Genomic DNA, 25,644 nt, shown 5'->3' with positions numbered 1-25,644 from the left:
GGATTAATCGGTTGAGGCAGAAACAGCGGGTGCCGGGAGACCATAGCGCGCTAACGCGCGGCGTGCCACGGGATGTTGCTCGATCGCTTGCAGTGTGAGCAGTGCCTCGATGGTCGATTCGGCACCCGCATTCCGGTTGATGTTGTCGGCGCTTTGTAGGCCATCGAAGCCCCGGCCGGTCGCGGGGTCGTACATCGGCGTATGGGCCCGGTTTTGTCCCAGAAACCACGCGGCCAGTTCGCCGGCCCGCGCCGCGTAAAGCGTATCCTGGGTCAGGTCGGCGGCTTCCAGGCACGCCCATACCTGCGGCCGGATGCCGTAAGCGATTTGCGGAAATGTTTCCGTTTCGAGCACGGCGAGCGTATCGGCCTGTACGGCCACGTTCCAGGCACTGAGTTGTTCTCTGTGCAGGAGCTGCGGATAGTAGTGATCGAGTTCCCGTTGCGCAGCCGCTCGCCAGGAAGGTTGTGGCAGCGTTCGGCTGGCGCGCAGCAGCGCATACGACTGGTCGTTGCCCCAGGCGTGCCACGTATTTTCCCAGCTTAAAAATGCCCCGGCCGGAAACTGCGTGGTAGCTGCGGTGCCCAGTTGCATGGTAAGCATGCCTTGGCCTAACTGCACGGCATAGTTGCAAAGCACCGAATCGCCCGGACACTGACTACTAAGAACCAGGAGCAACAGCGACGCCTGATCGGCCGCGTTGCCGTAGGGAAGCCACGTCGGTTGTGTCAGCCCTGCCACCCGTTTCGTTTCGGTCGAGGTCGGCAGTTCCGCTTTCCAGGCCGTGAGCAGCCGGTTCAGGCTTGCTTCCAGCCGCGCGGCCAACGCCGGATCTTCCGTACGAAAGACCGGGATGCTCTCGGTCAGCGCCCAGCCCGCGCGCCACGACCACCAGTTGGCCTCGGCCACGCTGGTCTGAAACGTGCGGTTGATCTGCCCGTCGGCCCAGACGAAATTGTAGAAATACCCGTTGTCTGCCTGGAGGTGCAACACAAACCGCAGCAGCTTCCGCGCCACATCGAGGTCGGCCGGATTGTGGTTGAGCTGGAACTGGCGAACGTAAAAAATAGCGGCCCGCGCCACGTCGTCCACGCATGCGACTCCTTCGTCGGCATCGTCCACCCAGCCGTAATCCGGGTACTCGCTGTAGATGTGGATGATGCCGACCGTATCGCGCCCCAGCACCATCTCCTGGTACAAACGCCTCAGGTGCGCGTCGTTCACCCAACAGACGTCCAGAGAGTCTTCCGCCGCTTCTGTCGCCCGTGGCGGTGCCTTCTCCTGACACCCTGCCCACACCAGCGCGATGAGCCCAAGCCAACCCAAGCGGCGGATACTCATACGGCGATCATTTCGTCGAGAAGTTCCTGAATCTTGAACCGGGCGAAGCCGGTATACGAGTCGGACATGGCATAAGGCATGATGATCTCGTCGCCGTGCTGCATCCAACCGCAGGTGTACAGCACGTTGGGCACGTAGCCTTCACGCTCTTCTTCTGTGGGTTCCATCAGCGGTTTGTCCAGACAGGCAATGACCTTCGACGGATCTTCCAGGTCGAGCAGGCAGGCCGACAACACGTACCGGCGCATCGGCCCGACGGCGTGGGTCAGCAGCAGCCAGCCCGCCTCCGTTTCGATGGGCGATCCGCCGTTGCCCAGTTGAATCAGCTCCCAGTCATACTCGGGCGTACGGAGCAGTTGCATCTCTTCCCAGATGTAAAGATTATCCGAGAACATGATGTACAGATTCTCGCCGTCCTGACGGGACGTGATGACGTACTGGCCGTTGATTTTCCGGGGGAACAGCGCCATGCCTTTGTCTTTCACCGCGATGCCGTGCATCGTCCGGATGCTGAACCGCTGAAAGTCGGTCGTTTCGATGAGCTGCGTATGGATCTGCCGCCCGTCGTAAGCCGTGTAGGTGCCGTAGTAGATGTAGGAGCCGTCGTCTTGCAGAAAGCGCACAAAGCGGACGTCTTCCATCCCGACCAGCTCGCGTTTGGAGTAGGGGAAGATGACCTGCGTGGAAATGTCGTTGCTGCGCGGGAACCGGAAGTCGTAGTTGGCTTCGAGCAGATCGAGCAGGCTGTGGATGGGGCGCCGTTCGGCTGGCGTGTTGTTTTTCGAGATTTTCAGGGCACGGAACGCTTCCCGTAATGTGAACGATTCCGGCAGTTTTTCCAGCGCTTCGCGGTCGAGGTCCGGCACAAACGGCGCCAGCATGCGCGCAAATTCGCGGGTATACACTTTCTCTTCCACAATCTCGGGCATCTGCGAATAGTGGAGCGGCTGGTCGAGGGTGACTTCCCCGCGGGCATCGACCACCCCACTGCGAAACTCGATCGACGAAAGGTGCCCTTCGCCGGTCGCACGCAGGCTCATGATGAACCGCACCGCGCCGTCGGGCAGGCCTTTTTGGTCCGGGTGGGGCACGATGGACGGGTTGAACAGCGCCACGGCCTGGTTCGAATATTCTTTCGAAAAATAACAGCCGACCAGCAGCTGCCGTTTGGTGCTCATCCGCTGAATGTGAGGATTGTGCCGGATGATGCGGCAGAAGTGCTCGTGTACGATGTCGACAAAGTGCTGATGACGGTGCGAAAACTTCTCGTGAATTTCGCCCAGCAGGCGGTCGACGTGTTCGTCGGACATTTCGCAGATGCTGTTCACCACCCGCTGTACGCGGCTTTCGCGGGGAATCACCAGAAACATGAGAATAACACGGCGGGGGTCTTGCGCAATCCGAAGGGGCAATCGGGTAACGTGCATATACTAAGAACGTTTCGTTTTAGAAGAGTCAATCTTGAGGTACGAAAGAAACTAATCTTTGATTCCGGTAGAGGCCATACTCTGGATAAAATATTTTTGAAAAAACACGTAGGCGACCACAATCGGCAGGGCCAGGAGGGTGGCCGCCGCCAGTTTGACGCCCAGTTGCGCATCGGCCCGCCCGCCCACCGCGAAGAGCGTCACCAGCTGCGGCATGGTCATCAGTTGCTGGTCGCGCACGACCAACAGCGGCCACAGCACCTCGTTCCAGGTGGCCATAAACGTAATGATCCCGACCGTAACCAGCGCCGGCACTGCGTTGGGCCAGAGAATCTGAAACAAGATGCGCAACTCGCCGCAGCCGTCGATGCGCGCCGCGTCAATCAGATCCTGGGGCAGCGTGGCGAAATACTGCCGGAACAGCACAATCGACAGCGCGTTGATCAGGTAGGGCACCACCAATGCCCAGTACGTGTCGACCCAGTGCAACTCCACCATCAGAATGTAGTTGGGAATCAGGGTGATCTGGAAGGGAAGCGTCATGGTGAACAGGATGATGTAGAAGATCAGGTTCCGCCCCCGGAACCGCATCCGCGCCAGTGCGTAGCCCACCATGGAGCCGAACACCAGCACGCCGCCCGTCACCAGCGACGCCACCAGCAGGCTGTTCAGCAGCGACCGCCCGATGGGAATGCGCTCCCACATCTGCACGTAGCTGGCGGCGGTCAGGCTACTCGGGAACAGCACCAGCGAACCGATGTCCCGCTCCGGGGTCAGCGAAGCGCTCACCATCCAGACGAACGGGTAGAGGAACGTCAGCGCCGCAAGGGTCAGGATCAGGTAGAGGAGCCATTTTTTCATGCCTTGTGCAGTTAAGTGATGGGATTAGGCGTCTTCCCGCTCGATAAACCGCCGTTGGACTACCACCACAAGCAGAATCAGAAATGCGAAGAAAAAGCCCAGCGTGGCGGCGTAGCCCATGTGGTAGTAGAAAAAACCCTGTTTGTAGATGTAGAGCACGGCCGAAAGCGTGCTGTTGAGCGGCCCGCCGCCGGTCAGGATGTAAGGCTCGATGAACAGCGAGAACCCCCCGATCGTCGAAAGCACCACCACCATGAAAATCGTGGGGTTGATCATCGGGAGGGTGATGTAGCGGAACTGTTGCCATGCCGATGCGCCTTCCAGTTCGGCGGCTTCGTAGTACTGCCGGGGAACCGTTTGCAGCCCCACTAGAAACAGAATGACGTAGAGGCCCACGTTTTTCCAGGTTGCCATCAGGGCGATGGAAATCATGGCCCAGTCGGGATCGACCAGCCACCCGATGCGGCCCAGCCCCAGCGAGGTCAGCCCCCGGTTCAGCAATCCCGTATCGAAGCCGTAGAGCTGTTCCCAGAGCATGGTCACCACCACCCCGGAGACAACGACTGGCAGAAAAAATGCCGCCCGAAAAAAGGCTTGAAAGCGCAACTTCCGGTTGAGCAATTCGGCCAGAAACAACGCGATAACGATCTGCAGCGGAATGTGGACGATCAGGAAACGCAACGTGTTGCCCAACGATTTCCAGAAAAACTGGTCTTGCACCAGCCGCTTGAAATTGCCCAGCCCAATCCACTCCATCGGCGCGATGATGTTCCAGCGGTGGAAGGTAAGCACCAGCGAAAAAACCACCGGAAACAGGATGAACACGCTCAGGTGCAACAGGTACGGCGCGACCATCAGGTAAGGAATCAGATTTTTCCGGCGGAGTGCCATGTTGGGGTAGCAAAGGGGTAGTTATTGGGTGAACAACAGGTTAACGGCCTGTGCGGCATCGTGGACGGCTTCTTCTGGCGTTTTCTGCCCGTAGATGACGCAGGCTTCGTACTCCTGCGAAATCAGGTCGAATACTTCTTTCATCACCTCGCTGTTGTCGGTGCCGCGTACGTATGCCGCCTGCCGCGCGAAGAAAACCATCTTCGGGTGTGCTTCGAAAAACGGGGCGAACAGGTCGTGTTGCAGCAACGCTTTGCGGCGGGGTAACTGGCTGGTCAGTTCCAGCAAGGCCAGGTCGTTTTCGGCATTGGTCGCAAACATCAGGAAATCGAGCGCGTCTTGCGGACGCGTGCACGTGTTAAAAATGACCATGTTTTTAGGATCGCCGTAGGTAAAATGCGGTTCTGGCGCGCCGGCGGGAGCGGGCATTTCGGCGAAAGCGTACTGAAACCCTTCCGGCTTGAACTGATCGGCGTGCGAAATTTCCCAGGGACCGGTAAACCGCGTGGCGATGACGTTGGCCAGAAACGGATCTTGCCGGGCCGAGAGGCGCTCGCGTGGAAAATACTGTTGCTGATAGAGGGCCTGCAAAAAGGCAAAAACCGCCACGGCGTGTTCATTGTCGAATACCGCACGGTTGTGTTCGATCAGGGGCGCACCGCCCGAAGCGGCCAGGTACAGCGGGTAGAAATCGAAGAAGCGTTGCCACCACGTTACCTGCGGCTCCGAATACCCGAACCATTGGTCCACGTAGCCGTCGCCGTCCCGGTCCTGATGGAAACGTTGCGCAGCCGCTAGAAACTCCGCGTAGGTCTGTGGCGCCCGCCGGGCCAGCGTATCGACGATGGTCTGGTTGTAGATCATCACGATCGGATTCACTTTCCAGGGAATCTGATAGATGTGGCCATCGTCCGAAGTGATCTCCCGGATAACGGCCGAATCGCAACGCGCCCGCAGGTAGTCGCGGAACCCCCGGAGGGTATCCAACGGCACCAGCCGCCCCGCCCTGGCGTACCGCTCCACATCGCCCTGCCACATGTTCGAATAGATGTCGGGCGTGGTTCCTCCAACGACTGCCGCCAGAATGATCTCCTCGCTCGACTGTCCCTCCGGCACCGGCTGAAACGCGACGGGCTGATCGGGGTGCGTGGCATTCCAAGCTTGCACCATCCGGTCGGCAAAAGCAATCTCCTGCGAATTGTTCGACGACCAGTAGCGTAGCGTGCGCGCAGCTCGCTCGTCGTCGTGGCATCCGCCCAGCAAAACGCCGGCGAACCCCAGAGTCGCGACGGTGCGCATCAGATGCGAAAACGAAGACGGTGGTGAGGGCCTCATTTACCTACATATGCACAGGCGCAGAAGATGTACTTACCGGCGCGCGAACATTCTCAATTTTGCGTCTGCGGTTTGATCCTGTGTTACGGAATTGTTATTTTTCCCATGACGTGCGGCGGTTCTTGCCCGAAGGTTTTTCCACTGCTACCTCCACCACCTTTCGACCCACTCCTCCCATGAAAGATCATCTACTTTGGCGTCAGTTCAAGGACGGGAATCATCAGGCGTTTGCTACCATTTTTCATACGCACTACCGGGCGTTGTTTCAGTATGGGGTCAAAATTGTGCCGGACGAGAATCTGGTGAAGGATTGCATTCAGGAGTTGTTCACGGATCTGTGGGAAAAAAGGCGGCGACTCGGCGATTGCCCCAGCATTTTGTTTTACCTGTTGAAATCGCTGCGGCGGCGCATCGTCCGGGTGGCGGCCGCACAACAGCGCCGCAATCGGCAGGATGCGCATTTGTACGAGCATGCGTTTCATCTGATGCTGTCGGACGAGGAACGGATGTTTGCGCAGGAGACGTACGATCTGCTGGAGAGCCAGCTACAAAAGGCGTTGGAGGGATTGTCGCCCCGCCAGAAAGAGGTGATCTACCTGCGGTATTACAACAATTTGTCGTTTCGTGAGGTGGCCGAGGTACTGGAGCTGAATTATCAGTCGGTGCGGAATTATGCCCACTCGGCCTTAACCGTATTGCGCAAGCGCCTGCAACCGCCCCTGAAGGTAGTGGGTTAATATGCAAAAAGGCTTTCTGCATGCAGAAAGCCTTTTTCGTAAGCTTGTTCGAGGTAGATCAACCGCCCTGCGCCAGCGCTTCGGCACCGCCCACAATCTCGAGAATTTCCTTCGTAATCGCTGCCTGACGTGTCCGGTTGTAGGTAAGCCGCAGTTCTTTCAGCAGTTCACCGGCGTTCTCAGTGGCGCTGTCCATCGCGGTCATCCGCGCACCGTGTTCGGCGGCATTTGATTCCAGCAGCGCTTTGTAGAGCTGAATGTTGAGCGATTTGGGAATCAACTCCTCTACAATGAATTCTACCGAGGGTTCGAACAGGTAATCGACATTCGCCGTTTCTTCGGGATCGGGTTCCGTCGGCATAATGGGCAACATCTGTTCCACGCGCATGATCTGCGTCGCTACGTTCTTGAACTCGTTGTAGACGATCTCTACGCGGTCCACTTCACCGTCACGGAACATCCGCATCGCTTCTTCGGCGGCATGGCGGGCGTTGTCGAACGTGAAGTCTGAAAACAGATTTGCGTACTCGCCGACTACCTGGTAGCCCCGCTTCCGGAACGCGTCGTACCCTTTGCGTCCGATGCACATCAGTTGCAGCGTACCCTGCTGCTGATGTTGCTGGTAATGGGCCGCAATGTGGGCCTGCGTGGTACGGACTACGTTTGTGTTGAACGCCCCGCACAAACCGCGATCGGACGTGATCGGAATCAACAGCACCCGTTGCGGGGGGCGCTGTTCGGCGTATACATTTTCTAGCTCGTCCGGATTAGTATTCGCCGAAAGGTTGTTCAGCAAGGCCGTCAGCTTCTGCGCATAAGGACGCATCTGCGTAATGGCCTCCTGCGCCCGCCGCAACTTCGACGCCGCCACCAGTTTCATGGCTTTGGTGATCTGCTGCGTCGAGTTGACCGACTGAATCCGGTTTCGTACTTCTTTTAAGCTAGGCATTAGACAGCGTACTTAGGTACGAGTTCTTTGGCAACTTTTTTCAGAACGTCGGTGAGTTCGTCACTGTATTTTCCGGCCCGCAACGCATCGAGCGTATCGCGGTGCTGCGCATCAAGCTGATCCAGGAATTCGTTTTCGAACTCTTTCACGCGGGCAACCGGCACTTTATCGATCAGACCATTGGTCGAAGCGTAGATGATGGCAATCTGCTTTTCAACGGGCATCGGGTCGTACTGCGCCTGCTTCAACACTTCTACGTTCCGCACGCCGCGGTCGATCGCCAGCTTTGTGGCAGCGTCAAGGTCGGAACCGAACTTGGCGAACGCTTCCAGCTGACGGTATTGCGCCTGGTCGAGCTTCAGGGTACCCGCTACCTTTTTCATGGATTTGATCTGAGCGCTACCGCCTACGCGCGATACCGAGATCCCCACGTTAATGGCCGGACGAACCCCCGAGTTAAACAGGTTGGTTTCCAGGAAGATCTGACCATCGGTAATCGAAATTACGTTGGTCGGAATGTAAGCCGACACGTCACCGGCCTGCGTTTCGATGATCGGCAGGGCCGTCAGCGAACCACCGCCTTTGACGACGGGGCGGAGCGACTCAGGCAAGTCGTTCATGTTTTTGGCTAGCTCGTCAGAAGACGTGAGTTTCGCGGCCCGTTCCAGCAAACGGCTGTGCAGATAGAATACGTCACCCGGATAGGCTTCGCGGCCCGGAGGACGACGCAACAGCAGCGACACTTCACGGTACGAAACGGCCTGTTTCGACAGGTCATCGTAAATCACCAGGGCCGGACGGCCCGTGTCGCGGAAGAATTCCCCGATGGCGGCACCAGTAAACGGCGCGTAGAACTGCATCGGAGCCGGATCGGCCGCCGAGGCGGAAACGATCACCGTGTAGGGAAGAGCGCCGCCTTTGTCCAGCGATGACACAATCTGCGCCACGGTAGAGGCCTTTTGGCCGATGGCAACGTAGATACAGAAAACGGGCTCGCCGCGCTCGTAAAACTCGCGCTGGTTGATGATGGTATCGATGGCAACCGCCGTTTTACCGGTCTGGCGGTCACCGATGATCAGTTCCCGCTGGCCACGACCGATCGGAATCATAGCATCGATGGCCTTGATTCCCGTCTGCAACGGTTCGTTTACCGGCTGACGGAAGATTACCCCAGGCGCTTTCCGTTCGATCGGCATTTCGTAGCGATCTCCGGTGATGGGTCCTTTGCCGTCGATCGGGTTGCCGAGGGTATCGACCACCCGGCCCAGCATGCCTTCGCCTACCTCGACAGAGGCAATGCGCCCGGTGCGCTTCACCGTGTCGCCTTCTTTCACCTGCTCGGAATCTCCGAACAGTACGGCGCCCACGTTGTCTTCTTCCAGGTTCAGGATCAGGCCGGTCAGGCCACTTTCGAATTCAATCAGCTCCCCGGCCTGCGCCTTGGAAAGTCCGTAGATCCGCGCTACCCCGTCGCCGACCTGCAGGACAGTACCGACTTCCTCCAGTTCTGCTTCGGTTTGAGCTCCGGCTAACTGCTGCCGCAGAATAGCCGATACCTCATCGGGTCTTACATCTGCCATGAGATTTTATCTTCTGATGTGATCGTTAATTAATAGATATGATGATGCAAGCGATTCCTTAGTATTTGGCTACGTAAGGGTTCTCGCTGAATTTGCGTTTGAGTTGGTGCAGGCGGTTCCGCACCGAGTCGTCGATGCGCCGGTCGCCGATTTGCAGGATGTACCCGCCGATCAGTTCCGGATCTACCTTCTCCTGCAGTTCCGCTTCTTTGCCGGTCTGTTTTTTCACCATCGCCATAAATTGCTGCCGTAGTTCGTCGGTCAGCGGCATGGGGGTAATCACCGTCACGTTCTCGATGCCCATCAGTTGGTTGTACTGCCGATGGAACGAGCGAGCAATGCCCGGCAATTGACTTTCCCGGTTTTTGCGGGTCAGGATTTCGAAAACAGAAAGCGTGAGATCGTTGACTTTCCCTTTGAAAATGCTTTGCAGGATTTTCAGCTTTTTATCGCTGTTAACGATAGGACTCTGCAGGAGGTTGGCTAACGCGCGATTTTCGCGGATGGCCTTGTCGAACAATTCCATGTCCTCACGAATTGCCTCCAGCATGCCTTTCTCCTGTGCCAGTTCCAGAATCGACTTGGCGTAACGGAACGCAACACGCGTGTTTTCTGCCGCCATGTTAGTTCAATTCTGAATCTTGAATGTACTTCTGCACCAGGGTCTTCTGCGCAGTGGGATTGTCGAGTTGCTGGCGTACCAGTTTCTCGGCGATTTCGAGCGACAGTTGCGCGACCTGATTTTTCAGTTCGGTGACGGCCGCCCGCTTCTCAGTTTCGATGGTGGCCTTGGCTTTGGCAATCATGGCATTTCCTTCGGCCTGTGCCTTGTCGTGCGCTTCGGCCACGATGCGTTCCGAAGTTTCGCGCGCTTCTTTCAGCATTTTGTCGCGCTCGCGGCGGGCTTCCTGCAACAGGGCTTCGTTCGACGCGTGCAGCTTTTCCATCTCTTCTTTTGCCTGCTGCGCAGCTTGCAACGAGCCTTCGATGTGCTCTTCACGCTCTTTCAGCGCGCTGGCGATGGGACGCCACGCAAATTTGCCCAACAACAACAATACTACCAGAAAGGTGACGGTTTGCCAGAAAAGAAGGCCAATACCGGGGGTGATAAGTTCCATGTATCTAGATCGTAATAAAACGCTTCAAGTTTCTGTAAAATAAAATGCCTGCCCCCCGACCTAGCGACGGGCGGCAGGCAAATGCATTATGCTTCCCGGAAGGAAATCAGCAGACAAACGACCACACCGAAGAGGGCTACCCCCTCGATCAGTGCCGCGGCGATAATCATCACCGTCTGGATACGGCCGGTTGCTTCAGGCTGACGAGCAATAGCGTCCATGGCAGAACCACCGATGCGTCCGATGCCCAGACCTGCGCCTAACGCAACAAGTCCGGCTCCGATACCGGCGCCCATGATGGCTGTGCCGATGTCGAGCAACATAAGGCTAAGCTTAAGAATAGCTGCTAACATGATTGTTTAGATTATATAAACAGAAACTAAGAAAATACTCGTTTTAGGCGTGTGCTTCGTCGTGATGCTCCTCTACGGCCTGGCCGAAATACATGGCGCTCAGCATCGTAAAGATGTAGGCCTGCAAAATGGCCACGAACAGTTCGAGGAAGTTCATGAACGTAGCAAAGGCTACGCTAACCGGACCGATGACGAAGCTCTGGAAGATGAAGATCAGGGCCATCAGGCTCAGGATGATGATGTGCCCGGCCGTGATGTTGGCGAACAGACGAACCATCAAGGAGAACGGCTTGGTGAAGATCCCCAGGATCTCGACCGGCCACATGATCGGCAGCAGCCAGGCCGGTACGCCGGGAGGGGCTACAATGTGCGACCAGTAGTTTTTGTTGCCGCTGAACAACGTGATGAGGAGCGTAAAGAACGCCAGGACCGCCGTAACGGCGATGTTGCCCGTCAGGTTGGCGCCACCTGGCAACAGACCCAGCAGGTTGTTGAACCAGATGAAGAAGAAGATCGTCAGCAGAAAAGGCAGATACCGCTCGTACCGCGGGCCGATGTTCGGCTTGGCGATGTCATCGCGAATGAAGATGATGATTGGTTCGAAAAAGGCAGCCAATCCTCTGGGCGGCTGATTGGGATTGCGCTTGTAGTAGCCGGAGATCGAAAAGAAGACGACGAACAGCAAGATTACGCTCAAAAACATCGAAGCGACGTTTTTGGTAATCGACAGGTCGTATACGTGGCGTCCTTCTTCTACCGGTGTAATGTGGCCGTGGTCATAACGGTAACCGGCGTATTCCACTTGAGCGTGGTGCTCGTCATAGAACCGGGACGAAGAGAAAACCTCCAGTCCCTGGTCGGCCGAGTAGAGGATGACGGGTAGCGGCAACGTCAGTCCGTCGGCAAAGTGCCACTCGTGCGCGTCGGTCACGTGGTGCGTGATCATCTCACCCGGGCTGAATTCCTCAGCTTCGCCTTCAGCGGCCCAGGCCGGTAAGGAGAATGACAAAAGGGAGAATAAATAGAAAATAGAAGGGAAAAATTGGCTTCTTTGGAAGATTCGTTGCACTATTTCCATTAGTTAAGGCCTCTCTGAGAATCGGAGCGCAAGTTACCCAATACGGCATAAATTTCAAATCCGACGAAAATCAGGTAAATCGCAAAAAAATTCAGGACAAACGTTTCCAACGCGGGGGTGCCCATATAAATGAAGGCAAAAGCGACCAGTGCGCTAATAAACAATCGGATAACCGATCCGCCTAAGTAGAAAATTTGGAAGCTCCCGCGGCGGTAATGTACCCCATAGTCCACCAGCAGTTGGATGCCAACGGCCAATAGTGTATTGATCAGCAGCAGCCACCAGACCATCGGGTGCAGCCAGCGAGCATCGGAGAACGCCTGGACGGCCCAGAGGGCGGCGGCCAGCAGCCCCGCAAACAACAAAACTCTCAGAACTCCTTTTAAAAGAAGAGGCACTGTGTAACAAGTTAGTAAGCCGCAAAGGTACACAGTTTTTGTGGGCCCGGCGTCTGAAGAAAGGGCTTTCTATTCTTCGCCTTTGGGTAGGCTGCGGATGACCCCGAGGATGGCCCCCACAAACCCCAGTACCGACAGGACGACGGTAAACCACGGAAAAGCAAAGGCGAAATGTGCATCCAAGCGCATTCCGCCCCAAACGGCCAGCCCGATGACGGCGATCATCTGAAAGGCCAGCCCCGAATATTTGATATAAGGATTAAACTGTGACTTTTTGCCCGTTTTTATGGGGTTGAACTTGGGGTTGCTGTTTTCCATGGGATGAATCGGCTTGTTCTTTTCCTTTTACGCCCATATGGCACTGACCGTTGAAGACGGCGCCAGATTCTACCATCATTTTGTTGGCGTAGATGTCGCCGTCGATGCGCGCCGAAGGCTTCAGCACCAGCAGCTCGGCTACTTCCAGTTTGCCTTTCATGTAGCCCTGCACTTCAGCATTTTGTGCTTCGATGTCGCCTTCGATGTGAGCGGATTCTCCCAATACGATGCGTGCCTTCGAGCGGACGTTGCCCGTAACGCGCCCGTCGATGCGGATGTTGCCGGTGGTGTCGATGTCGCCCTGGATGCTGGTGCCTTTCTGAATGTGGTTGCTCAGCACACCCACTTCTGGAGTGTCCCGACGTGTTTCTTTGGATGAGGAGCTGCTATTAAACATGGCCATTCTAGTGTGTTAGATGATAAAATGATGAGGATTAAAACTTGACATAATTCTTCGGATCGATGGGCTTGCCGTCGTACCACAACTCAAAATGCAGGTGCGGTCCCGTGGTCAGTTCCCCGGTGTTCCCGATGATGGAAACCACTTCGCCCGCTTTCACAAAATCGCCCACCTTTTTAGAGAGCGAAGAATTATGCTTGTAGATAGAAATCAGGTTGTTGGCGTGTTGGATGGCAATCGTGTAGCCCGTGTCTTCCGTCCAGGAAGCGATGATGACCGTTCCGTCGGCCACGCCGTGCACCGGCTCGTTTTTCTTCGCCACGACATCCACTCCGTAGTGCCCGATTTTAGTATCGTAGTCGGAAGAGACAATGCCGTTGATGGGCGAAAACAGAAATACGTTTTCCAGACTGGTCGACGCTTCTTCCGACATGATCACGTCCGAGCTGTGTTTGCTTTCAAAATCTTTCCGCCACTTGGTGTCGATGTCCGACAGGTCGTCCAGCGTGCTCTCGGCTACGCTTTCCCGCTCGATGTCTACTTCTTCTTTTTCCAGCTGATGCGCTTCGGCCTCCAGTTCGTCGCCGCTGCTGACCACCTTCTGGAAACTAAGAATAAACTGGTCGCGTTGCGAAACCTGTTCGGCAAGCGAATCGGTCGCCAGCGAAAGCTGAATCATTTGCCGGCGCATGCGTGCCTCTTCGCCGCCACTTTCGAACCAATAGAGAAGCCAAGCTTTACTTACATAGAAGCTGGCCGCAAACAAAATCGCCACCAGTAACCCACTGAAAACGATTACTTTTGCGTAATTGAATCGAAACTGTTTTCGAACCGCAAAATCTTCTTCACTTCGTACGACCAGACGGTACGGTTGCGTTAAACGTTGAGAAAGTGTCTTTTTTTGTTGCAAGGTAATTGAAGCCTTTTGTACAAAAGTAGAGATTCAATGATCATTAAGAAAGGTAATTATATTGACAATGTTACCTCAGATAACTCCGTGTTATTCACCACTTTGAGACATCAAAATCAGTTGCATTCGGGGCGCAGATGGTTCGGTGTAATCTTTGTTATGCTGCCTGTTTTCCTTTTTTCCTGTTCGGTCGAACGTAAGAATCCGCTCAGCAAAACCTACCATAATATTCTGGCACATTACAACGGCTACTTTTTAGCGCGCGAAAAAATGAAGACCTCGGAAGAGGGATTGCGCTCCAAAATGGTCGACGATTACAACCGTGTGCTTCCCATTTACCCCGACGTGACCGAGTCGACCGCCAGTGCGATGCAGGGGGATATGGACGAGATTATTAAAAAAGCTTCCATTCCCATTCAGCGCCATAAGAACAGCCGGTGGGTGGACGATTCGTACGTACTGCTGGGCAAAGCGCGTTACTATCAATACGATTTTGAGAACGCCATTCAGACGTTCAAATACGTTAATACCGAAGGCGAAGACGATGCCGCGCGCCATCAGGCGCTGATCTGGCTGATGCATACCTTCATGGACCAGGAAGAATACGGGAACGTGATTGCGGTGGCCGATTACCTGAAAAAGGAGGAACTGAATCACGACAACCTGCGCGACTTCCACCTGGCCCTGGCTCATTATTATTATGTAGACAAAAACTGGTCGCAAGTGGCCCGCAACATCGAAGCGGCGCTGCCTTACGTGCAGAAACATGACCGACGGGCGCGGCTCAATTTTATTTTGGGGCAGATTTACCAGAACGGGCAGCGCGATAGCACGGCCTACGATCGCTATCAGGCAGTGTTGCGCAACAGCCCCCCTTACGAGCTGTCCTTTTATACCAAGCTGAATATGTCGCAGGTGACGGAGCTGTCGGAAGGCAGCGACGTGCGGCGTATCCAGAAGTATTTCCGGAAGCTGCTGCGCGACCAGAAAAACAAGGAGTACAAAGACCGGATCTATTACGAAATGGCCCGCTTCGAACTGAAGCAGGACAACGTGGAGAAAGCCGTCGATTACCTGCAGAAGTCGGTACAACAGGAGGGCGGCAATCCAAACCAGAAAGCCTACTCTTACCTGGAATTAGGCAAGGTGTACTACGACCGCCTGCGCAACTTTGAGCGCGCAAAGGTGTATTACGACAGCACCCTGATGTTCATGAACCAGGAACTGGAAGAGTACGAGGCCATCTCCAAACGTCAGCAGGTACTGGAAGAGTTTGTCGGGCACTACTACACCATGCAGCACCAGGACAGCCTGCGGAAACTGGCGGCGATGGATTCCATAGAACTCTATGCCGTGCTGGACAAAATTCTGGATGCCGAAGAAGCCCGCCGGGAGGCCGAAGCCAAAGCCCTGGCTAGGGCAGAGCGCCGGGCGCAGAACCGGGCCGCGTCGGTGTTCGACATGAGCGGCGACGGGGGCTTCGAAACCGGAGGCGGGGCAGGATCTTCGTGGTACTTCTACGACACGCGAGCCCTCAGCCAGGGGCAGAGTGCTTTCCAGCGCACGTGGGGGAGCCGTCCGCTGGAAGACAACTGGCGGCGGTCGAACAAAAATTCGGACGCCGACTTCGATACGGGCGAGCCGGTCGCCGGTGCGCAGGCCCCCGCGGCCGATTCGGCGAGTGCCACGGCTTCGGTCAATGCGGCAGAAGTGCGGGAAAGTCGGCGGAGCGAGTTGCTGGCCAATATCCCCACCACGCCTGAAGCCCTGGCCGCCTCCGATACCATCCTGCAAACGGCGCTGTACGAACTGGGTCGCATCTACGACCAACGGCTGGACGAGCCCAAGAATGCCGCCACCACGTTTGAACGCCTGATTGACGAGTTTCCTGAAAACGAGAACTACGCCGAAGTGCTGTATTTTCTGCACCTGATCTACTCGCAGTTGGGCGACGAAGCCATGGCGGCCAAATACCGCGAAGCGCTGACCGAGAAATTTGGCAACTCCATCTACGCCAAAAAATTGAACAACCCCAACTACGCGGAAGAAAGCCGTCAGCGCATGGAAGCGATTGCGGCCCGCTACAAGGTGGTGTACGAACTTTACGAACAGGCCTTTTACGATTCTGCTCAGGCCGGCATTGATGCCATTCAGGTAGAGTACCCGACAAGCGAGTTTGAAGACCGGCTGGCGCTGCTGGAAGCGCTGATTCTAGGCCGTACCGAGAAAGGACCGGGGTATCAGCAGGCGTTGGAGCAATTCATTAATACGTATCCCACCAGTTCGCTGGTCGATTATGCCCAGCAGCTGCTGGACGGATACATCAATCAGGCCGGACAAGCCGATCTGGACCCGGAAATATTACAGGCCGACCCGGCCGAACTGGAGGAGGCGAATGCTGAGGCCGAAGAGGCCGTTGCCGATTTGTCGGGCATCAAAATGCCTGACAGCGAGCCGGTTGAAACAAAAGCTACCCCACCGCCCGCACCGGCCAAACCCGCGGTAACTTATTCCGAAAACTTGCAACGCCCTCATTACTTTGTCGCGGTGTTTCATCTGCCCGTGGGGCAGTCGCGCACACTGACGGAAAACTTTGCACGTTTCAACGACGACCAGTTCTCGACCGCTTCGCTAAGCAGCAGCCCGTTGATGCTGGACGACAGTACGTTTGCCGTCATCGTTAAAGAGTTTCCGTCTAAGGATCAGGCAGTTGCTTACCTACAGAAACATTACACCGAGGCATCGCCAACCGCTGCTTTTGAGCGGAACCAATACGATATATTTGTTATTAGCAATGAGAACTTCCCGCGTTGGTATAAATCCAAAGGCACGGAAGGCTACCTCGCATTCTTCCGTGAACACTACCGTTAACTATGGCAACCAAAGCAAAACAACCCCCTAAGCAGAAAAAGAACTGGCTTCCGTTGTTGGTCCGCACCATATGGGTGGCCTTTCTTGGCGGGCTTGGCCTTTTTGTGGGGTTCGTCATGGCGATCAATGTCGACTTGTTCGGGTTGTTCGGCGGGTTGCCCGGCACCGACCAACTGGAAAACCCTACCAGCGAGGTCGCTTCAGAAATCTACTTTGCCGATGGCGTGCGAATGGGGAAATACTTCCGGCAGAACCGCACACCCGTTAAATTCGACGAGCTTTCGCCCAACCTGGTCAAAGCGCTGTATGCCACCGAAGACATCCGCTTCGACGAGCATTCGGGCGTAGATTTCAAAGGACTGGGGCGCGTGGCCTGGGGGATTGGCAAATATGCTGTCACGTTGGGCAAAAGCGATCTGGAAGGCGGGGGCAGTACCATCTCGCAGCAGTTGGCTAAAATTCTGTTTGGTACCCGGAACGATCCGCGCTACTCGGGGCCGCTGTTGAAAGTGCCCGGCCTGGGCATGTTGATCATCAAGATCAAAGAATGGATCACGGCCGTGAAGCTGGAGCGCGCTTACACCAAGCAGGAGATCCTCACGATGTACCTGAACCAGTTCGACTTTCTCTACAACGCCGATGGAATCCTGGTGGCTTCGCAGACCTACTTCAACAAAACGCCCGATCAGTTGAGCGTAGAAGAGGCCGCTGTGTTGGTGGGAATGTTGAAAAACCCGAGTCTGTACAGCCCGGTGAAATACCCGGAGCGGAGCCTGAGTCGCCGGAATACGGTGATGTCGCAAATGGTGAAGTACGATCTGCTGGCGGCTGAGGCGTACGATACGCTGAAGGCCAAACCGATCAAACTGCGTTTCAAAATCGATACGCACAACGAAGGCCCGGCCACTTACTATCGCTCTTATATCCAGAACTACCTGGTCAACTGGGCCAAAGAAAACGGGTACGACCTCTACGAAGACGGTCTGCGCATTTACACCACGCTCGACTCGCGCATGCAACAGTACGCGGAAGAGGCGATGGAAGAGCACATGAAGTACCAGCAGGCGATTTTCTTTCAGCACTGGAAAGGACGCAACCCCTGGGTCAACGACAAGAACCAGGAAATTCCGGGCTTTCTGGACGTTATGAAAAAGCGCACGCCGCAGTACCGTGAGCTGAAGAAGGAATACGGCAATAATACCGACTCCATTGATTACTACATGAAAAAGCCGCGGCCCATGCAGGTGTTCTCCTGGACTGCGCCGGGGCACGTGCTGGATACGATCATGAGTCCGATGGATTCGCTGAAGTATACCAAACACTTCCTGCACTCCGGTCTGATGTCGATGGACCCGCATACCGGCGAAGTGAAAGCGTGGGTAGGGGGCATCGATCACCAGTTCTTCAAGTACGACCACGTACGGCAAGGGCGCCGGCAGCCCGGCTCTACGTTCAAAGCGGCCGTCTACACCGCCGCCATCGACAACGGCTACACGCCCTGCCATCCGGTGTACGATCTGCCCACCACCTTTCAGGTTGGCGATACCACCTACATTCCCAAAAACAGCGGCGGCGATTTTACGGGCGAAAAGATGACGATCCGGCAGGGGCTCGCTCAGTCGAAGAACTCGGTCAGTGCCTTCCTGGTCCGCAAGTTCGGTCCGCAAACCGTAGTTGATTACGCACGTCGCCTGGGCATTACCAGCCCGCTCGATCCGGTGCCTTCCATTGCTCTGGGAACCAGCGAAATATCCGTTTACGAAGCCGTTGGGATGTACAGCACGTTCGTCAATCAGGGAACCTGGACGGAACCTTACACCATCCAGCGAATCGAAGATAAAAACGGCAACGTACTCAAAACCTTCAATCCCAAGGTCGTTGACGCCATTTCGCCGCGCACGGCGTACACCATGTTGTACATGCTGATGGGTGCCACGCAGGAAAAGAACGGCACCGCGCTGGGGCTGTACAGCCGCAGCAAAGTGATGACCGACGGCAACCAAGTAGCGGCAAAAACCGGAACGACTGACAACTACTCGGACGGTTGGTTTACTGGCGTGACGAAAGATCTGGTTACCAGCGTCTGGGTGGGGGGAGAAGAACGCAGCATCCACTTCCGGACGTTTGAATACGGACAAGGTGCCCGGCTGGCGATGCCGATCTGGGCCAAGTACATGGACAAGGTCTACGCCGACAAATCGTTGCCGGTCAAAAAAGGACCGTTCGATGTGCCGGAAGAATACGAGTTCGACTTCAAGTGCCCGCCGATGGAAGGCGACTCTATCAACCTGGCGTCCGAAACCGAGGCGCCGCAGCCGACGCCGAATACCTACGTGAAGCCGACGCAGCGCGAAGATTTTTAAGATTTCAATCGAAATAATACAGAAGCCACTGAGATACGCAGTGGCTTTTTTAATGCAAAAAGTGGGGGATTGCAGAACGCTGCGTTAAGTTTGCGACCCAACCACACTACATTATTCCGTATGGATTATCGCATAGAAAAAGATACCATGGGCGAGGTGCAGGTGCCTGCCGATAAATTCTGGGGTGCCCAAACCCAACGCTCCCGCGAAAATTTCAAGATCGGAGGCCAGCAGATGCCGCTGGAAATCATCCAGGCGTTTGCGTACCTGAAAAAGGCCGCCGCCCTCACCAACCAGGAGTTGGGCGTGCTGCCCGAAGAAAAAGCCACTGCCATTGCGCAGGTATGCGACGAAATTCTGGAAGGCAAACTCGACGATCAGTTTCCGCTGGTTGTGTGGCAAACCGGGTCGGGTACGCAGAGCAACATGAACGTCAACGAAGTGGTAGCCAACCGGGCGCACGTGCTGCGCGGCGGGCAACTGACCGACCAGGAGAAGTTCCTCAACCCGAACGACGACGTCAACAAGTCGCAGTCTTCGAACGATACGTTCCCGACCGCCATGCACATCGCGGCCTACAAAATGGTGGTTGAAATCACCATTCCGAAGGTGGAGCAACTGCGCGATACGCTGAAAAAGAAAGCCGCCGATTTCAAAGACGTGGTCAAAATCGGGCGGACGCACTTCATGGACGCGACGCCCCTCACGCTCGGGCACGAGTTTTCCGGGTATGCCTCGCAACTGGACCACGGCCTCAAGGCGTTGCATAACACGCTCGATCACCTGGCCGAACTGGCGCTGGGCGGTACGGCCGTAGGCACGGGCCTCAACACGCCGAAAGGATACGCCAAACGCGTGGCCGAAGTGATTGCCGAACTGACCGGCCTGCCTTTCCGTACGGCCGAGAACAAGTTCGAGTCACTGGCCGCCCACGACGCCCTGGTCGAAACCCACGGCGCGCTCAAGCAACTGGCGGTTTCGCTCATGAAAATCGCGAACGACATTCGGATGCTGGCGTCCGGTCCGCGTTCCGGCATCGGCGAAATCCTGATTCCCGAAAACGAACCGGGCTCTTCCATCATGCCGGGCAAAGTAAACCCGACCCAGGTCGAAGCCATGACGATGGTCTGCGCGCAGGTGATGGGCAACGACGTCGCCGTTTCGGTAGGGGGGATGAACGGCCACTTCGAGCTGAACGTCTTCAAGCCCGTGATGATCTACAACGTGCTGGTATCAGCGCGTCTGCTGGGCGATGCCTGTGCCTCGTTCGACGAGCACTGTGCTTCGGGCATTGAGCCGAACAAACCGTTCATCAAACGCCACCTGGAAAATTCGCTGATGCTGGTAACCGCCCTCAACACGAAGATCGGGTACTACAAAGCCGCCGAAATTGCGAAGAAGGCACACAAAGAAGGCTCTACGCTGAAAGAAGCGGCCATCGCCCTGGGGTACGTCACCGCCGAACAGTTCGACGAGTGGGTACGGCCCGAAAAAATGGTGGGCAGCCTCGACTAAAAACAGACTACCGCATTGCACGAAAGCCCGGCCATCCGACCGGGCTTTTTTCGTAAAGAGAAGCGTTAGGGTCGGTGTGCCGTATGCGTCACGGCGATGCGGTCACAAATCAGGGTGGCGCTCTGCACAAAGCCGGTGGGGCGCTCGTCGCTGAGGCTGTTCACGCAAATCTTCAACCGGTCGGTTGGCGTCACTTCCAGGATGCCCTTCGAGATGAGGTGATGTTCCTCGTCATAGAAATCGATCTCCATCGGCGACGTGTCCGGATTGAGGCGATAATAAAACGTGAAGGTCGCGGCCGAGCTTCCGGGCAAATCCATCGACCGCATGCCGACCAGTTCGAAAATGTACCGGCCGTCGTCGGTGAATTCATACACGATGCTGTCGCCGCTCACGTTCGACGTCGCCCATTTTCCAATTTCCGAAGTTTGACCGAAGGCGCGGGAGGCGAGGACCGTAGAAAATAAAACCAGAACGCAGGCGCGCAAATAGAAGGAAGCTCTCATGATACGTTTGTAAAACGACGCTGCAAGGCAGCCATCATCTTCATTCCCAGGAGTAACGCACAAAAAAGCTTTTTATGATACGCCGCGCTGCGCAACGCAGAAATCTTTGTAGAGAAGAGGTGTGGTGAGGGGCTTGTGCTCGGCTATTGGCGCATCCATGTCAATGTTATAGCGCGTAACCCCTGAAATGAACTTGGCGATGTCCGGCAAAGCCACGACACGATTTAGATTATACGGTTGAACACAGCGACGATTCGCTTGGAGACGGGCAAGTGCTAGAAGAGCAACAGTAAAAAAAGCCGCTGCGGGGGACCGGGCCCATTGATTAATAAACTATCTAAAACGGCAATTGAGTGAAGGGATCTTCGTCTTTAAAAAAGTATCCCGCTCTATTATCCAAGGCTTATGGGTATTGGGTTAAACTGAGTTGGTCATTGCATTCTGCAGCTATTATATCCAAATAGTGAATTGCCTTTCCAAGATAGTAGAAGATGCCCTTTTCAGAAAAGTAAACCATTGCAATTCTACGGAGCACCAACTGTATTTGACCCACTACCGAATACTTCACACATCAAGTATCTATTTCTGTTCCTTTCTCTGCGTCTTTATTTACTTTGTTGAGTAGGAAGGGTGCGAGTACAGTTGCTAATCCACCTATGAGTCCAACCCCAGCCCAATCATGTCCCATATAGATAAGTCCTAAGCTACCTACGATAGTGATAATCCCTATAGTAAACGCCATCCACTGTCCAGTGCTACTTTGATTTAAACTCCTTTTAACCACAGTTTTTTCCAAATCTCTTCTATGCTCCGATTGGCTTTGAGCCATTTCAATCTTTGCTTCTGCCATTCGTATTATTCTTTCTCCACTACCCGGGAACGCGGCTTCGTATTCAGCCAGGGTTTCAGGAGAAGGTAATGGTCCGGAAAAAAACTTTTGCTGGACTTCATAAGAAGTAGCCATCAAATGCACCAAAAAGGGTCCCTGTTGTTCTTCAGGGACCCCTTCTAATTGGCTACGAACCGGCTCTGGAAGCTGGTCCGGGTTAATTCTAACCTGAGGCACGTGCGATGGCTTAGTACGTTTCTGCTGCTGTTTTGCCATCAAATTCTATTGTTAACTGATTTCTTAAAGCCAACTTCTCTTTAGAATCATATTTGCTTTCAGCAATAACCAAATCGTTATTGACAACGTCTAGGTCGTTGTTCAAAGCCTTGATGTCCAAAAGTTGTGACACCTGTGTGTAACGTAACCGCGCGCTTCCAGCCAGGTCAAATGCGCGACCAAAACCAGTCCAAAAGTTTGGTAGTGGAAGCCCGAAAACGAAGAGCTTTGTTTTAGTATCCATGGTAGGGGTTGGGGTTAGACGGGTTAATACTTACAATCAGTTTATAAGTGCATCATCTGAGCGTATCTCGTAGAGTCACAAATAATGCTTTTCTTACATCCGATTTTTGCTACTGTTGCTACAACGTATTAACGAAGAAAGGAGTTTGTGTATACAATACTATGTAAAATATAATATTGCCCGCAAATGTGAAAAGCTTTTTTATACCGTAATGCAATATCGGGGAAGAATGGAAATAAAATAAAACTGAAACAAAAGTTTACTTACACACGGTTTGTGTGAGATTGGCCTTTACATAAATAATGTATTTTGTTTGCAAAATAAAAAAGCACTTACTCGGAAAAACCGCGTAAGTGCTTAACAATGAAGCTCCCCAGGTTGGGCTTGAACCAACGACCCCCTGATTAACAGTCAGGTGCTCTGACCAACTGAGCTACTGAGGAATTTGTCAGTATGCCTTCCGAAAAAAGCGACACAAAACTAAGACTTCTGCGTATGCCGTGCAACCATTCCGGGGCAATATTTTTAGCTTAGTTTGGCGAATAGGCTTCTAAAAACGTCGCCAGCTTGTCGAAGCGTGGCAGCAGGTGCACGTGTTGTTCCATCTGCTTCCGGTACGCCTCGCGCACATCCTCGAACGGATACTGGCTCGCCAGACGTGCGACCACCAGTCCGCGGATGCAACGATGGGCCTGGTTGAAGGCGTAGGGGCAGGGCTCCTGGGGGGTGGCGTTCCACAAGTGGTCGATCTCGTGCAACTGGGTGTATTTGTCCAGAAACTCAAAACCCTGTTCGATCATAAAGTCGCTGATGGAGCGGCGCGTCTCCGAGAGGCACTTGGCCCCTTTGATGCAAAAGCGCTTGTAAGGCTGCCCCTGCAAACGCCCGAACGACGTAACCAGTGTGTTGCTGTTGCGCCGGAAGCCCTGCATGCCCGTGGTAAACGGATAAGCGAGTTGCTCGACCATGTCGAGACGGATGCCGATAAACGCTTCGATCCAGGTTTCGCCGTTGCAGGGACTGAAGGCCAGAATCATGTTCTGAAAGCCATTGTCGGTAGGGCGACGAAACTGGTTAAAGGCCCGCACCTGGGCGAATCCGTAGCGTTCGAAAAAAGGGGCTAGCTTTCCAAACAGTTCTTCTTCGATTTGCGTCAACTCCATATGATTGCCTAAACCCTTCGGCCGTCGGTTGGTTCCCCAAGCATGAAAACTTTCCTCCACGCCGGGTTGGATTTCGGCAACAAACGAGCCGGCACCACGGTCCTGTGCTGGCTCGATCCACACGCGCAACGGTTGCAGTTCCGGCGATCGGAGCGCGGACAAGACGCCGACCGGTGGCTCCACCAGCAGATCGAGGCCCTGATGCCCGACCAGATTTTTATCGATGCACCGCTTTCGCTGCCGGGGGTTTACCGGGAACTGCCGCAACACCACGACTATTTTTTTCGGGCGGCCGATCGCGCCCTGCGGGCCATGTCACCTCTGTTCCTAGGCGGCTTGACGGCGCGTGCCATGCAACTGGCCGCCACCGCACCCGACCCGGTGCGTTTCTTTGAAACGTATCCGTCGGCCGTGGCGCGTCGGCTGGGGCTCGGTGAGCTGGGCTACAAAAAAACGCTTCCACCGGTGGTAGAAGCGCTGACAAACCACACAAGCGTGGCGTTTCATCCCGACGAGTTGCCCACGTGGCACCACGTCGATGCGCTACTTGCCTGGCTGGCCGGCGAGCGCTTTTTGCGGCAGGAGCATGACGTGTACGGTACGCCGGAAGAAGGACTGATTTACACCTGAGGCACCGGGGCGGCGGGGTGTGGAAGCTGGCACAGCCCGTCTGATTCGACGTGAAACGCGAGGTTCATCAGGTTGTAGAAGTGCTCGCTGGCGACCATCCAGCCAATGCCGATCACCTGTTGCTCTGAGAAGTAGCGCTGGCAAAGCCGGTACGTGGCGTCACTGACCTGTTTTTCCAGCGTAAGCTCGGTGGCAAACCGCAGGGCGGCTCTTTCGGCTTCGGTAAATTGGGGCGAAGTCTCAAACGCATGGACCCGAAAGAATTTTTCCTGATTGACAAACGCCTTGAGGGCTTCGGCCTGACCAATGTCGATGCAAAAACGACACGTGTTGAGTTGCGCGACGTGGATGCGCAGCAGCACTCTGAGGGCTTTGGGAAGCGCTAATCGGGCTTCCAACGGCTGAATCTGGGCCATCCACCAACTGAACCGGAAAGGCAGTCGGGCGTAGATGGTTTTCAGGGGTGAGATGACTTTGCCCACCTGGCGACGCGAGAACCAGTACACCAGTTTCATCAGGGGACTGGACGGTTGTTCTACGGGAATGAGACGAATCGACATAAGCGTTTTTTCCCGTATGTCTGGAAGGCGCTCATTTTGTGACAGACTGCAACAAAATTTTTAGCTTGTCCGGGTTCCGCACGATGAAAAAGCGCTTCACCGCATGGTGTTCCAGTGCTACGAGCACGAGCGTCGCGGGCGTTCCGTCGGCTGCAGTATACAGGAAGCCCGTCTGGCCGTTTACGTCTACCACCACCGGTATGGTCGCCAGACCTTTGCGCGCCAATCCGAGGAAAAACTTGCCGACCGACCGACGGCCCAGCACAGGATGCACCGCCGCCGATACTTTTCCGCCCCCGTCCGAATACATCGCTACGTCTTCGTGCAGCAGTTGCAGCAACGCCTCCAGGTTTTGTTCCTGGCACGCGTGCAGAAAGGCACGCATCAGGGTTTCCAGGCCCGAGGACGGGGCGGGTGCTGTGGGACGAACGGCGATTTTCTGACGGGCCCGGCGCAGCAGTTGGCGGCAGTTGGCCTCGGTAGTATTCAGCCACGAAGCCATTTCGCGGTAAGGATAGTCGAAGGCTTCGCGCAACACGAACACGGCCCGTTCGGTCGGCGTAAGGTTTTCCAGCGCATGCAGCACCTCGTAACTCAGGATGCCTTCCGAGGCAATGCCGTCGGACCGTTCGGGTGTAATCAGGGGTTCGGGCAGCCAGGTGCCCGTGTACACTGCCCGCTGTTTCTTCAGCACCTTCAACCGGTCGATGCTCTGGTTCGCCACCATCCGGGTCAGGTACGCCTTGGGGTGTTGTATCGGTTTCGTCGGCGCTTCCAGGCAGGCCGTGACCACATCCTGCAGCACGTCCTCAGCCTCCTGCACTTCGCCTAAAATGTGGTAGGCCACGGCAAACAGGTAGGGGCGGTAGCGGGTAAATTCTTCGGCAAGCACCATCGTCGGAAAAGTTGCGAACGGATGCTAAAGTAAAAAAGACGACGGATTCGTCTACCGTGGGGGGTTGCCTTGGCAACTACTTTGCGCGCGGCTGAA

At 55.2% G+C, this 25,644-nt stretch carries 26 protein-coding genes and 1 tRNA gene; 5 read left to right on the top strand and 22 right to left on the bottom strand.

The features are described 5' to 3' along the window. Window positions 1–3 precede the first annotated feature (3 nt). Genes BLR44_RS09140 through BLR44_RS09120 form a run of 5 tightly spaced genes read right to left on the bottom strand, consistent with a single transcriptional unit; the run spans window position 4 to window position 5,855 of the window. Window positions 4–1,341 carry a hypothetical protein gene (locus BLR44_RS09140; RefSeq protein WP_143017203.1) on the bottom strand — a complete coding sequence of 446 codons (1,338 nt, stop codon included), beginning with the start codon at window positions 1,339–1,341 and terminating at the stop codon, window positions 4–6. Beyond that, the gene (locus BLR44_RS09135) at window positions 1,338–2,768 is read right to left on the bottom strand and encodes a glycoside hydrolase family 130 protein (RefSeq protein ID WP_089681393.1); all 1,431 of its coding nucleotides are present in this window, start codon (window positions 2,766–2,768) and stop codon (window positions 1,338–1,340) included. The genes BLR44_RS09140 and BLR44_RS09135 overlap by 4 nt, the downstream gene beginning before the upstream one ends. Before the next feature lie 51 nt (window positions 2,769–2,819). Next, a complete protein-coding gene (locus BLR44_RS09130; RefSeq protein WP_089681392.1) occupies window positions 2,820–3,629 on the bottom strand; it encodes a carbohydrate ABC transporter permease in 810 nt (269 codons plus the stop codon). 24 nt (window positions 3,630–3,653) lie between these two features. After that, window positions 3,654–4,520, bottom strand: coding sequence for a carbohydrate ABC transporter permease (locus tag BLR44_RS09125; RefSeq protein WP_089681391.1), 867 nt, complete (start codon window positions 4,518–4,520; stop codon window positions 3,654–3,656). Between the two features lie 21 nt (window positions 4,521–4,541). Further along, a complete protein-coding gene (locus tag BLR44_RS09120; protein ID WP_089681390.1) occupies window positions 4,542–5,855 on the bottom strand; it encodes an extracellular solute-binding protein in 1,314 nt (437 codons plus the stop codon). 176 nt (window positions 5,856–6,031) lie between these two features. Between BLR44_RS09120 and BLR44_RS09115 the strand changes: the two genes are divergently transcribed. Beyond that, window positions 6,032–6,592, top strand: a complete 561-nt coding sequence (locus BLR44_RS09115) for an RNA polymerase sigma factor (RefSeq protein ID WP_089681389.1) — start codon at window positions 6,032–6,034, stop codon at window positions 6,590–6,592. Window positions 6,593–6,650: 58 nt separating this feature from the next. On the opposite strand, the gene atpG is transcribed toward BLR44_RS09115, so the two are convergent. The 10 genes from atpG to BLR44_RS09065 all read right to left on the bottom strand — a co-directional run bounded on the left by atpG (window position 6,651) and on the right by BLR44_RS09065 (window position 13,696). Further along, on the bottom strand, window positions 6,651–7,541 hold the full coding sequence (gene atpG, locus BLR44_RS09110; RefSeq protein ID WP_089681388.1) for an ATP synthase F1 subunit gamma: 891 nt from the start codon (window positions 7,539–7,541) through the stop codon (window positions 6,651–6,653). Then, a complete protein-coding gene (gene atpA / locus BLR44_RS09105; protein ID WP_089681387.1) occupies window positions 7,541–9,121 on the bottom strand; it encodes a F0F1 ATP synthase subunit alpha in 1,581 nt (526 codons plus the stop codon). Before atpA ends, atpG begins: the two co-directional genes overlap by 1 nt. A gap of 58 nt (window positions 9,122–9,179) precedes the next feature. Continuing rightward, on the bottom strand, window positions 9,180–9,743 hold the full coding sequence (gene atpH, locus BLR44_RS09100; protein WP_089681386.1) for an ATP synthase F1 subunit delta: 564 nt from the start codon (window positions 9,741–9,743) through the stop codon (window positions 9,180–9,182). A 1-nt stretch (window position 9,744) separates the two neighbouring features. Next, window positions 9,745–10,239 (bottom strand): F0F1 ATP synthase subunit B, encoded by a 495-nt coding sequence (locus BLR44_RS09095; protein ID WP_089681385.1) that lies wholly within the window; start codon window positions 10,237–10,239, stop codon window positions 9,745–9,747. Between the two features lie 86 nt (window positions 10,240–10,325). Then, window positions 10,326–10,562, bottom strand: a complete 237-nt coding sequence (gene atpE, locus BLR44_RS09090) for an ATP synthase F0 subunit C (protein WP_245706017.1) — start codon at window positions 10,560–10,562, stop codon at window positions 10,326–10,328. Between the two features lie 73 nt (window positions 10,563–10,635). Beyond that, the gene (gene atpB, locus BLR44_RS09085; protein WP_089681383.1) at window positions 10,636–11,670 is read right to left on the bottom strand and encodes a F0F1 ATP synthase subunit A; all 1,035 of its coding nucleotides are present in this window, start codon (window positions 11,668–11,670) and stop codon (window positions 10,636–10,638) included. Further along, a complete protein-coding gene (locus tag BLR44_RS09080) occupies window positions 11,670–12,068 on the bottom strand; it encodes a hypothetical protein (protein ID WP_143017202.1) in 399 nt (132 codons plus the stop codon). The genes atpB and BLR44_RS09080 overlap by 1 nt, the downstream gene beginning before the upstream one ends. A gap of 69 nt (window positions 12,069–12,137) precedes the next feature. Further along, window positions 12,138–12,320: an AtpZ/AtpI family protein gene (locus BLR44_RS29130; protein ID WP_262482280.1), complete on the bottom strand. Its 183-nt coding sequence runs from the start codon at window positions 12,318–12,320 to the stop codon at window positions 12,138–12,140. Between the two features lie 7 nt (window positions 12,321–12,327). Then, window positions 12,328–12,783: a bactofilin family protein gene (locus tag BLR44_RS09070; protein WP_245706015.1), complete on the bottom strand. Its 456-nt coding sequence runs from the start codon at window positions 12,781–12,783 to the stop codon at window positions 12,328–12,330. Window positions 12,784–12,820: 37 nt separating this feature from the next. Continuing rightward, the gene (locus BLR44_RS09065) at window positions 12,821–13,696 is read right to left on the bottom strand and encodes a M23 family metallopeptidase (RefSeq protein WP_245706014.1); all 876 of its coding nucleotides are present in this window, start codon (window positions 13,694–13,696) and stop codon (window positions 12,821–12,823) included. 159 nt (window positions 13,697–13,855) lie between these two features. Between BLR44_RS09065 and BLR44_RS09060 the strand changes: the two genes are divergently transcribed. The 3 genes from BLR44_RS09060 to fumC all read left to right on the top strand — a co-directional run bounded on the left by BLR44_RS09060 (window position 13,856) and on the right by fumC (window position 20,445). Next, entirely contained in the window at window positions 13,856–16,567 is a 2,712-nt protein-coding gene (locus BLR44_RS09060; protein ID WP_176955961.1) for a type IX secretion system periplasmic lipoprotein PorW/SprE, read from the top strand. Between the two features lie 2 nt (window positions 16,568–16,569). Continuing rightward, a complete protein-coding gene (locus BLR44_RS09055; protein WP_089681378.1) occupies window positions 16,570–18,930 on the top strand; it encodes a penicillin-binding protein 1A in 2,361 nt (786 codons plus the stop codon). A 120-nt stretch (window positions 18,931–19,050) separates the two neighbouring features. Beyond that, window positions 19,051–20,445, top strand: a complete 1,395-nt coding sequence (gene fumC / locus BLR44_RS09050; RefSeq protein ID WP_089681377.1) for a class II fumarate hydratase — start codon at window positions 19,051–19,053, stop codon at window positions 20,443–20,445. Between the two features lie 65 nt (window positions 20,446–20,510). Here fumC and BLR44_RS09045 read toward each other — a convergent pair whose 3' ends face one another. The 5 genes from BLR44_RS09045 to BLR44_RS09025 all read right to left on the bottom strand — a co-directional run bounded on the left by BLR44_RS09045 (window position 20,511) and on the right by BLR44_RS09025 (window position 23,463). After that, window positions 20,511–20,951: a hypothetical protein gene (locus tag BLR44_RS09045; RefSeq protein WP_143017201.1), complete on the bottom strand. Its 441-nt coding sequence runs from the start codon at window positions 20,949–20,951 to the stop codon at window positions 20,511–20,513. Window positions 20,952–21,522: 571 nt separating this feature from the next. Then, window positions 21,523–22,056, bottom strand: coding sequence for a DUF2335 domain-containing protein (locus BLR44_RS09040; protein WP_089681375.1), 534 nt, complete (start codon window positions 22,054–22,056; stop codon window positions 21,523–21,525). Next, entirely contained in the window at window positions 22,028–22,300 is a 273-nt protein-coding gene (locus BLR44_RS09035) for a hypothetical protein (RefSeq protein ID WP_089681374.1), read from the bottom strand. Before BLR44_RS09035 ends, BLR44_RS09040 begins: the two co-directional genes overlap by 29 nt. Before the next feature lie 369 nt (window positions 22,301–22,669). Beyond that, window positions 22,670–22,743: transfer RNA gene (locus BLR44_RS09030), tRNA-Asn, on the bottom strand. Between the two features lie 87 nt (window positions 22,744–22,830). Beyond that, window positions 22,831–23,463, bottom strand: coding sequence for a hypothetical protein (locus tag BLR44_RS09025; protein ID WP_089681373.1), 633 nt, complete (start codon window positions 23,461–23,463; stop codon window positions 22,831–22,833). A gap of 42 nt (window positions 23,464–23,505) precedes the next feature. Between BLR44_RS09025 and BLR44_RS09020 the strand changes: the two genes are divergently transcribed. Then, window positions 23,506–24,093: a DUF429 domain-containing protein gene (locus BLR44_RS09020; RefSeq protein ID WP_089681372.1), complete on the top strand. Its 588-nt coding sequence runs from the start codon at window positions 23,506–23,508 to the stop codon at window positions 24,091–24,093. Here BLR44_RS09020 and BLR44_RS09015 read toward each other — a convergent pair. Both BLR44_RS09015 and BLR44_RS09010 read right to left on the bottom strand, forming a co-directional pair. After that, window positions 24,084–24,653, bottom strand: a complete 570-nt coding sequence (locus BLR44_RS09015; protein ID WP_089681371.1) for a carboxymuconolactone decarboxylase family protein — start codon at window positions 24,651–24,653, stop codon at window positions 24,084–24,086. The two genes, BLR44_RS09020 and BLR44_RS09015, sit on opposite strands and share 10 nt — an antisense overlap. Window positions 24,654–24,684: 31 nt before the next feature. Beyond that, a complete protein-coding gene (locus BLR44_RS09010; protein WP_089681370.1) occupies window positions 24,685–25,548 on the bottom strand; it encodes a sigma-70 family RNA polymerase sigma factor in 864 nt (287 codons plus the stop codon). Between the last annotated feature and the right edge of the window lie 96 nt (window positions 25,549–25,644).

Source organism: Catalinimonas alkaloidigena (assembly GCF_900100765.1).
Lineage (GTDB): Bacteria > Bacteroidota > Bacteroidia > Cytophagales > Flexibacteraceae > Mooreia > Mooreia alkaloidigena.
The sequence above is the reverse complement of the archived record's forward strand: the minus strand, read 5'-3'. Positions and strand labels throughout refer to the sequence as shown.

Coding starts and splice junctions, on each gene's coding strand:
- BLR44_RS09140 (WP_143017203.1), bottom strand. CDS start 1,341: ATGAGTATCCGCCGCTTGGGTTGGCTTGGGCTCATCGCGCTGGTGTGG.
- BLR44_RS09135 (WP_089681393.1), bottom strand. CDS start 2,768: ATGCACGTTACCCGATTGCCCCTTCGGATTGCGCAAGACCCCCGCCGT.
- BLR44_RS09130 (WP_089681392.1), bottom strand. CDS start 3,629: ATGAAAAAATGGCTCCTCTACCTGATCCTGACCCTTGCGGCGCTGACG.
- BLR44_RS09125 (WP_089681391.1), bottom strand. CDS start 4,520: ATGGCACTCCGCCGGAAAAATCTGATTCCTTACCTGATGGTCGCGCCG.
- BLR44_RS09120 (WP_089681390.1), bottom strand. CDS start 5,855: ATGAGGCCCTCACCACCGTCTTCGTTTTCGCATCTGATGCGCACCGTC.
- BLR44_RS09115 (WP_089681389.1), top strand. CDS start 6,032: ATGAAAGATCATCTACTTTGGCGTCAGTTCAAGGACGGGAATCATCAG.
- atpG (WP_089681388.1), bottom strand. CDS start 7,541: ATGCCTAGCTTAAAAGAAGTACGAAACCGGATTCAGTCGGTCAACTCG.
- atpA (WP_089681387.1), bottom strand. CDS start 9,121: ATGGCAGATGTAAGACCCGATGAGGTATCGGCTATTCTGCGGCAGCAG.
- atpH (WP_089681386.1), bottom strand. CDS start 9,743: ATGGCGGCAGAAAACACGCGTGTTGCGTTCCGTTACGCCAAGTCGATT.
- BLR44_RS09095 (WP_089681385.1), bottom strand. CDS start 10,239: ATGGAACTTATCACCCCCGGTATTGGCCTTCTTTTCTGGCAAACCGTC.
- atpE (WP_245706017.1), bottom strand. CDS start 10,562: ATGTTGCTCGACATCGGCACAGCCATCATGGGCGCCGGTATCGGAGCC.
- atpB (WP_089681383.1), bottom strand. CDS start 11,670: ATGGAAATAGTGCAACGAATCTTCCAAAGAAGCCAATTTTTCCCTTCT.
- BLR44_RS09070 (WP_245706015.1), bottom strand. CDS start 12,783: ATGTTTAATAGCAGCTCCTCATCCAAAGAAACACGTCGGGACACTCCA.
- BLR44_RS09060 (WP_176955961.1), top strand. CDS start 13,856: ATGCTGCCTGTTTTCCTTTTTTCCTGTTCGGTCGAACGTAAGAATCCG.
- BLR44_RS09055 (WP_089681378.1), top strand. CDS start 16,570: ATGGCAACCAAAGCAAAACAACCCCCTAAGCAGAAAAAGAACTGGCTT.
- fumC (WP_089681377.1), top strand. CDS start 19,051: ATGGATTATCGCATAGAAAAAGATACCATGGGCGAGGTGCAGGTGCCT.
- BLR44_RS09045 (WP_143017201.1), bottom strand. CDS start 20,951: ATGAGAGCTTCCTTCTATTTGCGCGCCTGCGTTCTGGTTTTATTTTCT.
- BLR44_RS09040 (WP_089681375.1), bottom strand. CDS start 22,056: ATGGCAAAACAGCAGCAGAAACGTACTAAGCCATCGCACGTGCCTCAG.
- BLR44_RS09035 (WP_089681374.1), bottom strand. CDS start 22,300: ATGGATACTAAAACAAAGCTCTTCGTTTTCGGGCTTCCACTACCAAAC.
- BLR44_RS09025 (WP_089681373.1), bottom strand. CDS start 23,463: ATGGAGTTGACGCAAATCGAAGAAGAACTGTTTGGAAAGCTAGCCCCT.
- BLR44_RS09020 (WP_089681372.1), top strand. CDS start 23,506: ATGAAAACTTTCCTCCACGCCGGGTTGGATTTCGGCAACAAACGAGCC.
- BLR44_RS09015 (WP_089681371.1), bottom strand. CDS start 24,653: ATGTCGATTCGTCTCATTCCCGTAGAACAACCGTCCAGTCCCCTGATG.
- BLR44_RS09010 (WP_089681370.1), bottom strand. CDS start 25,548: ATGGTGCTTGCCGAAGAATTTACCCGCTACCGCCCCTACCTGTTTGCC.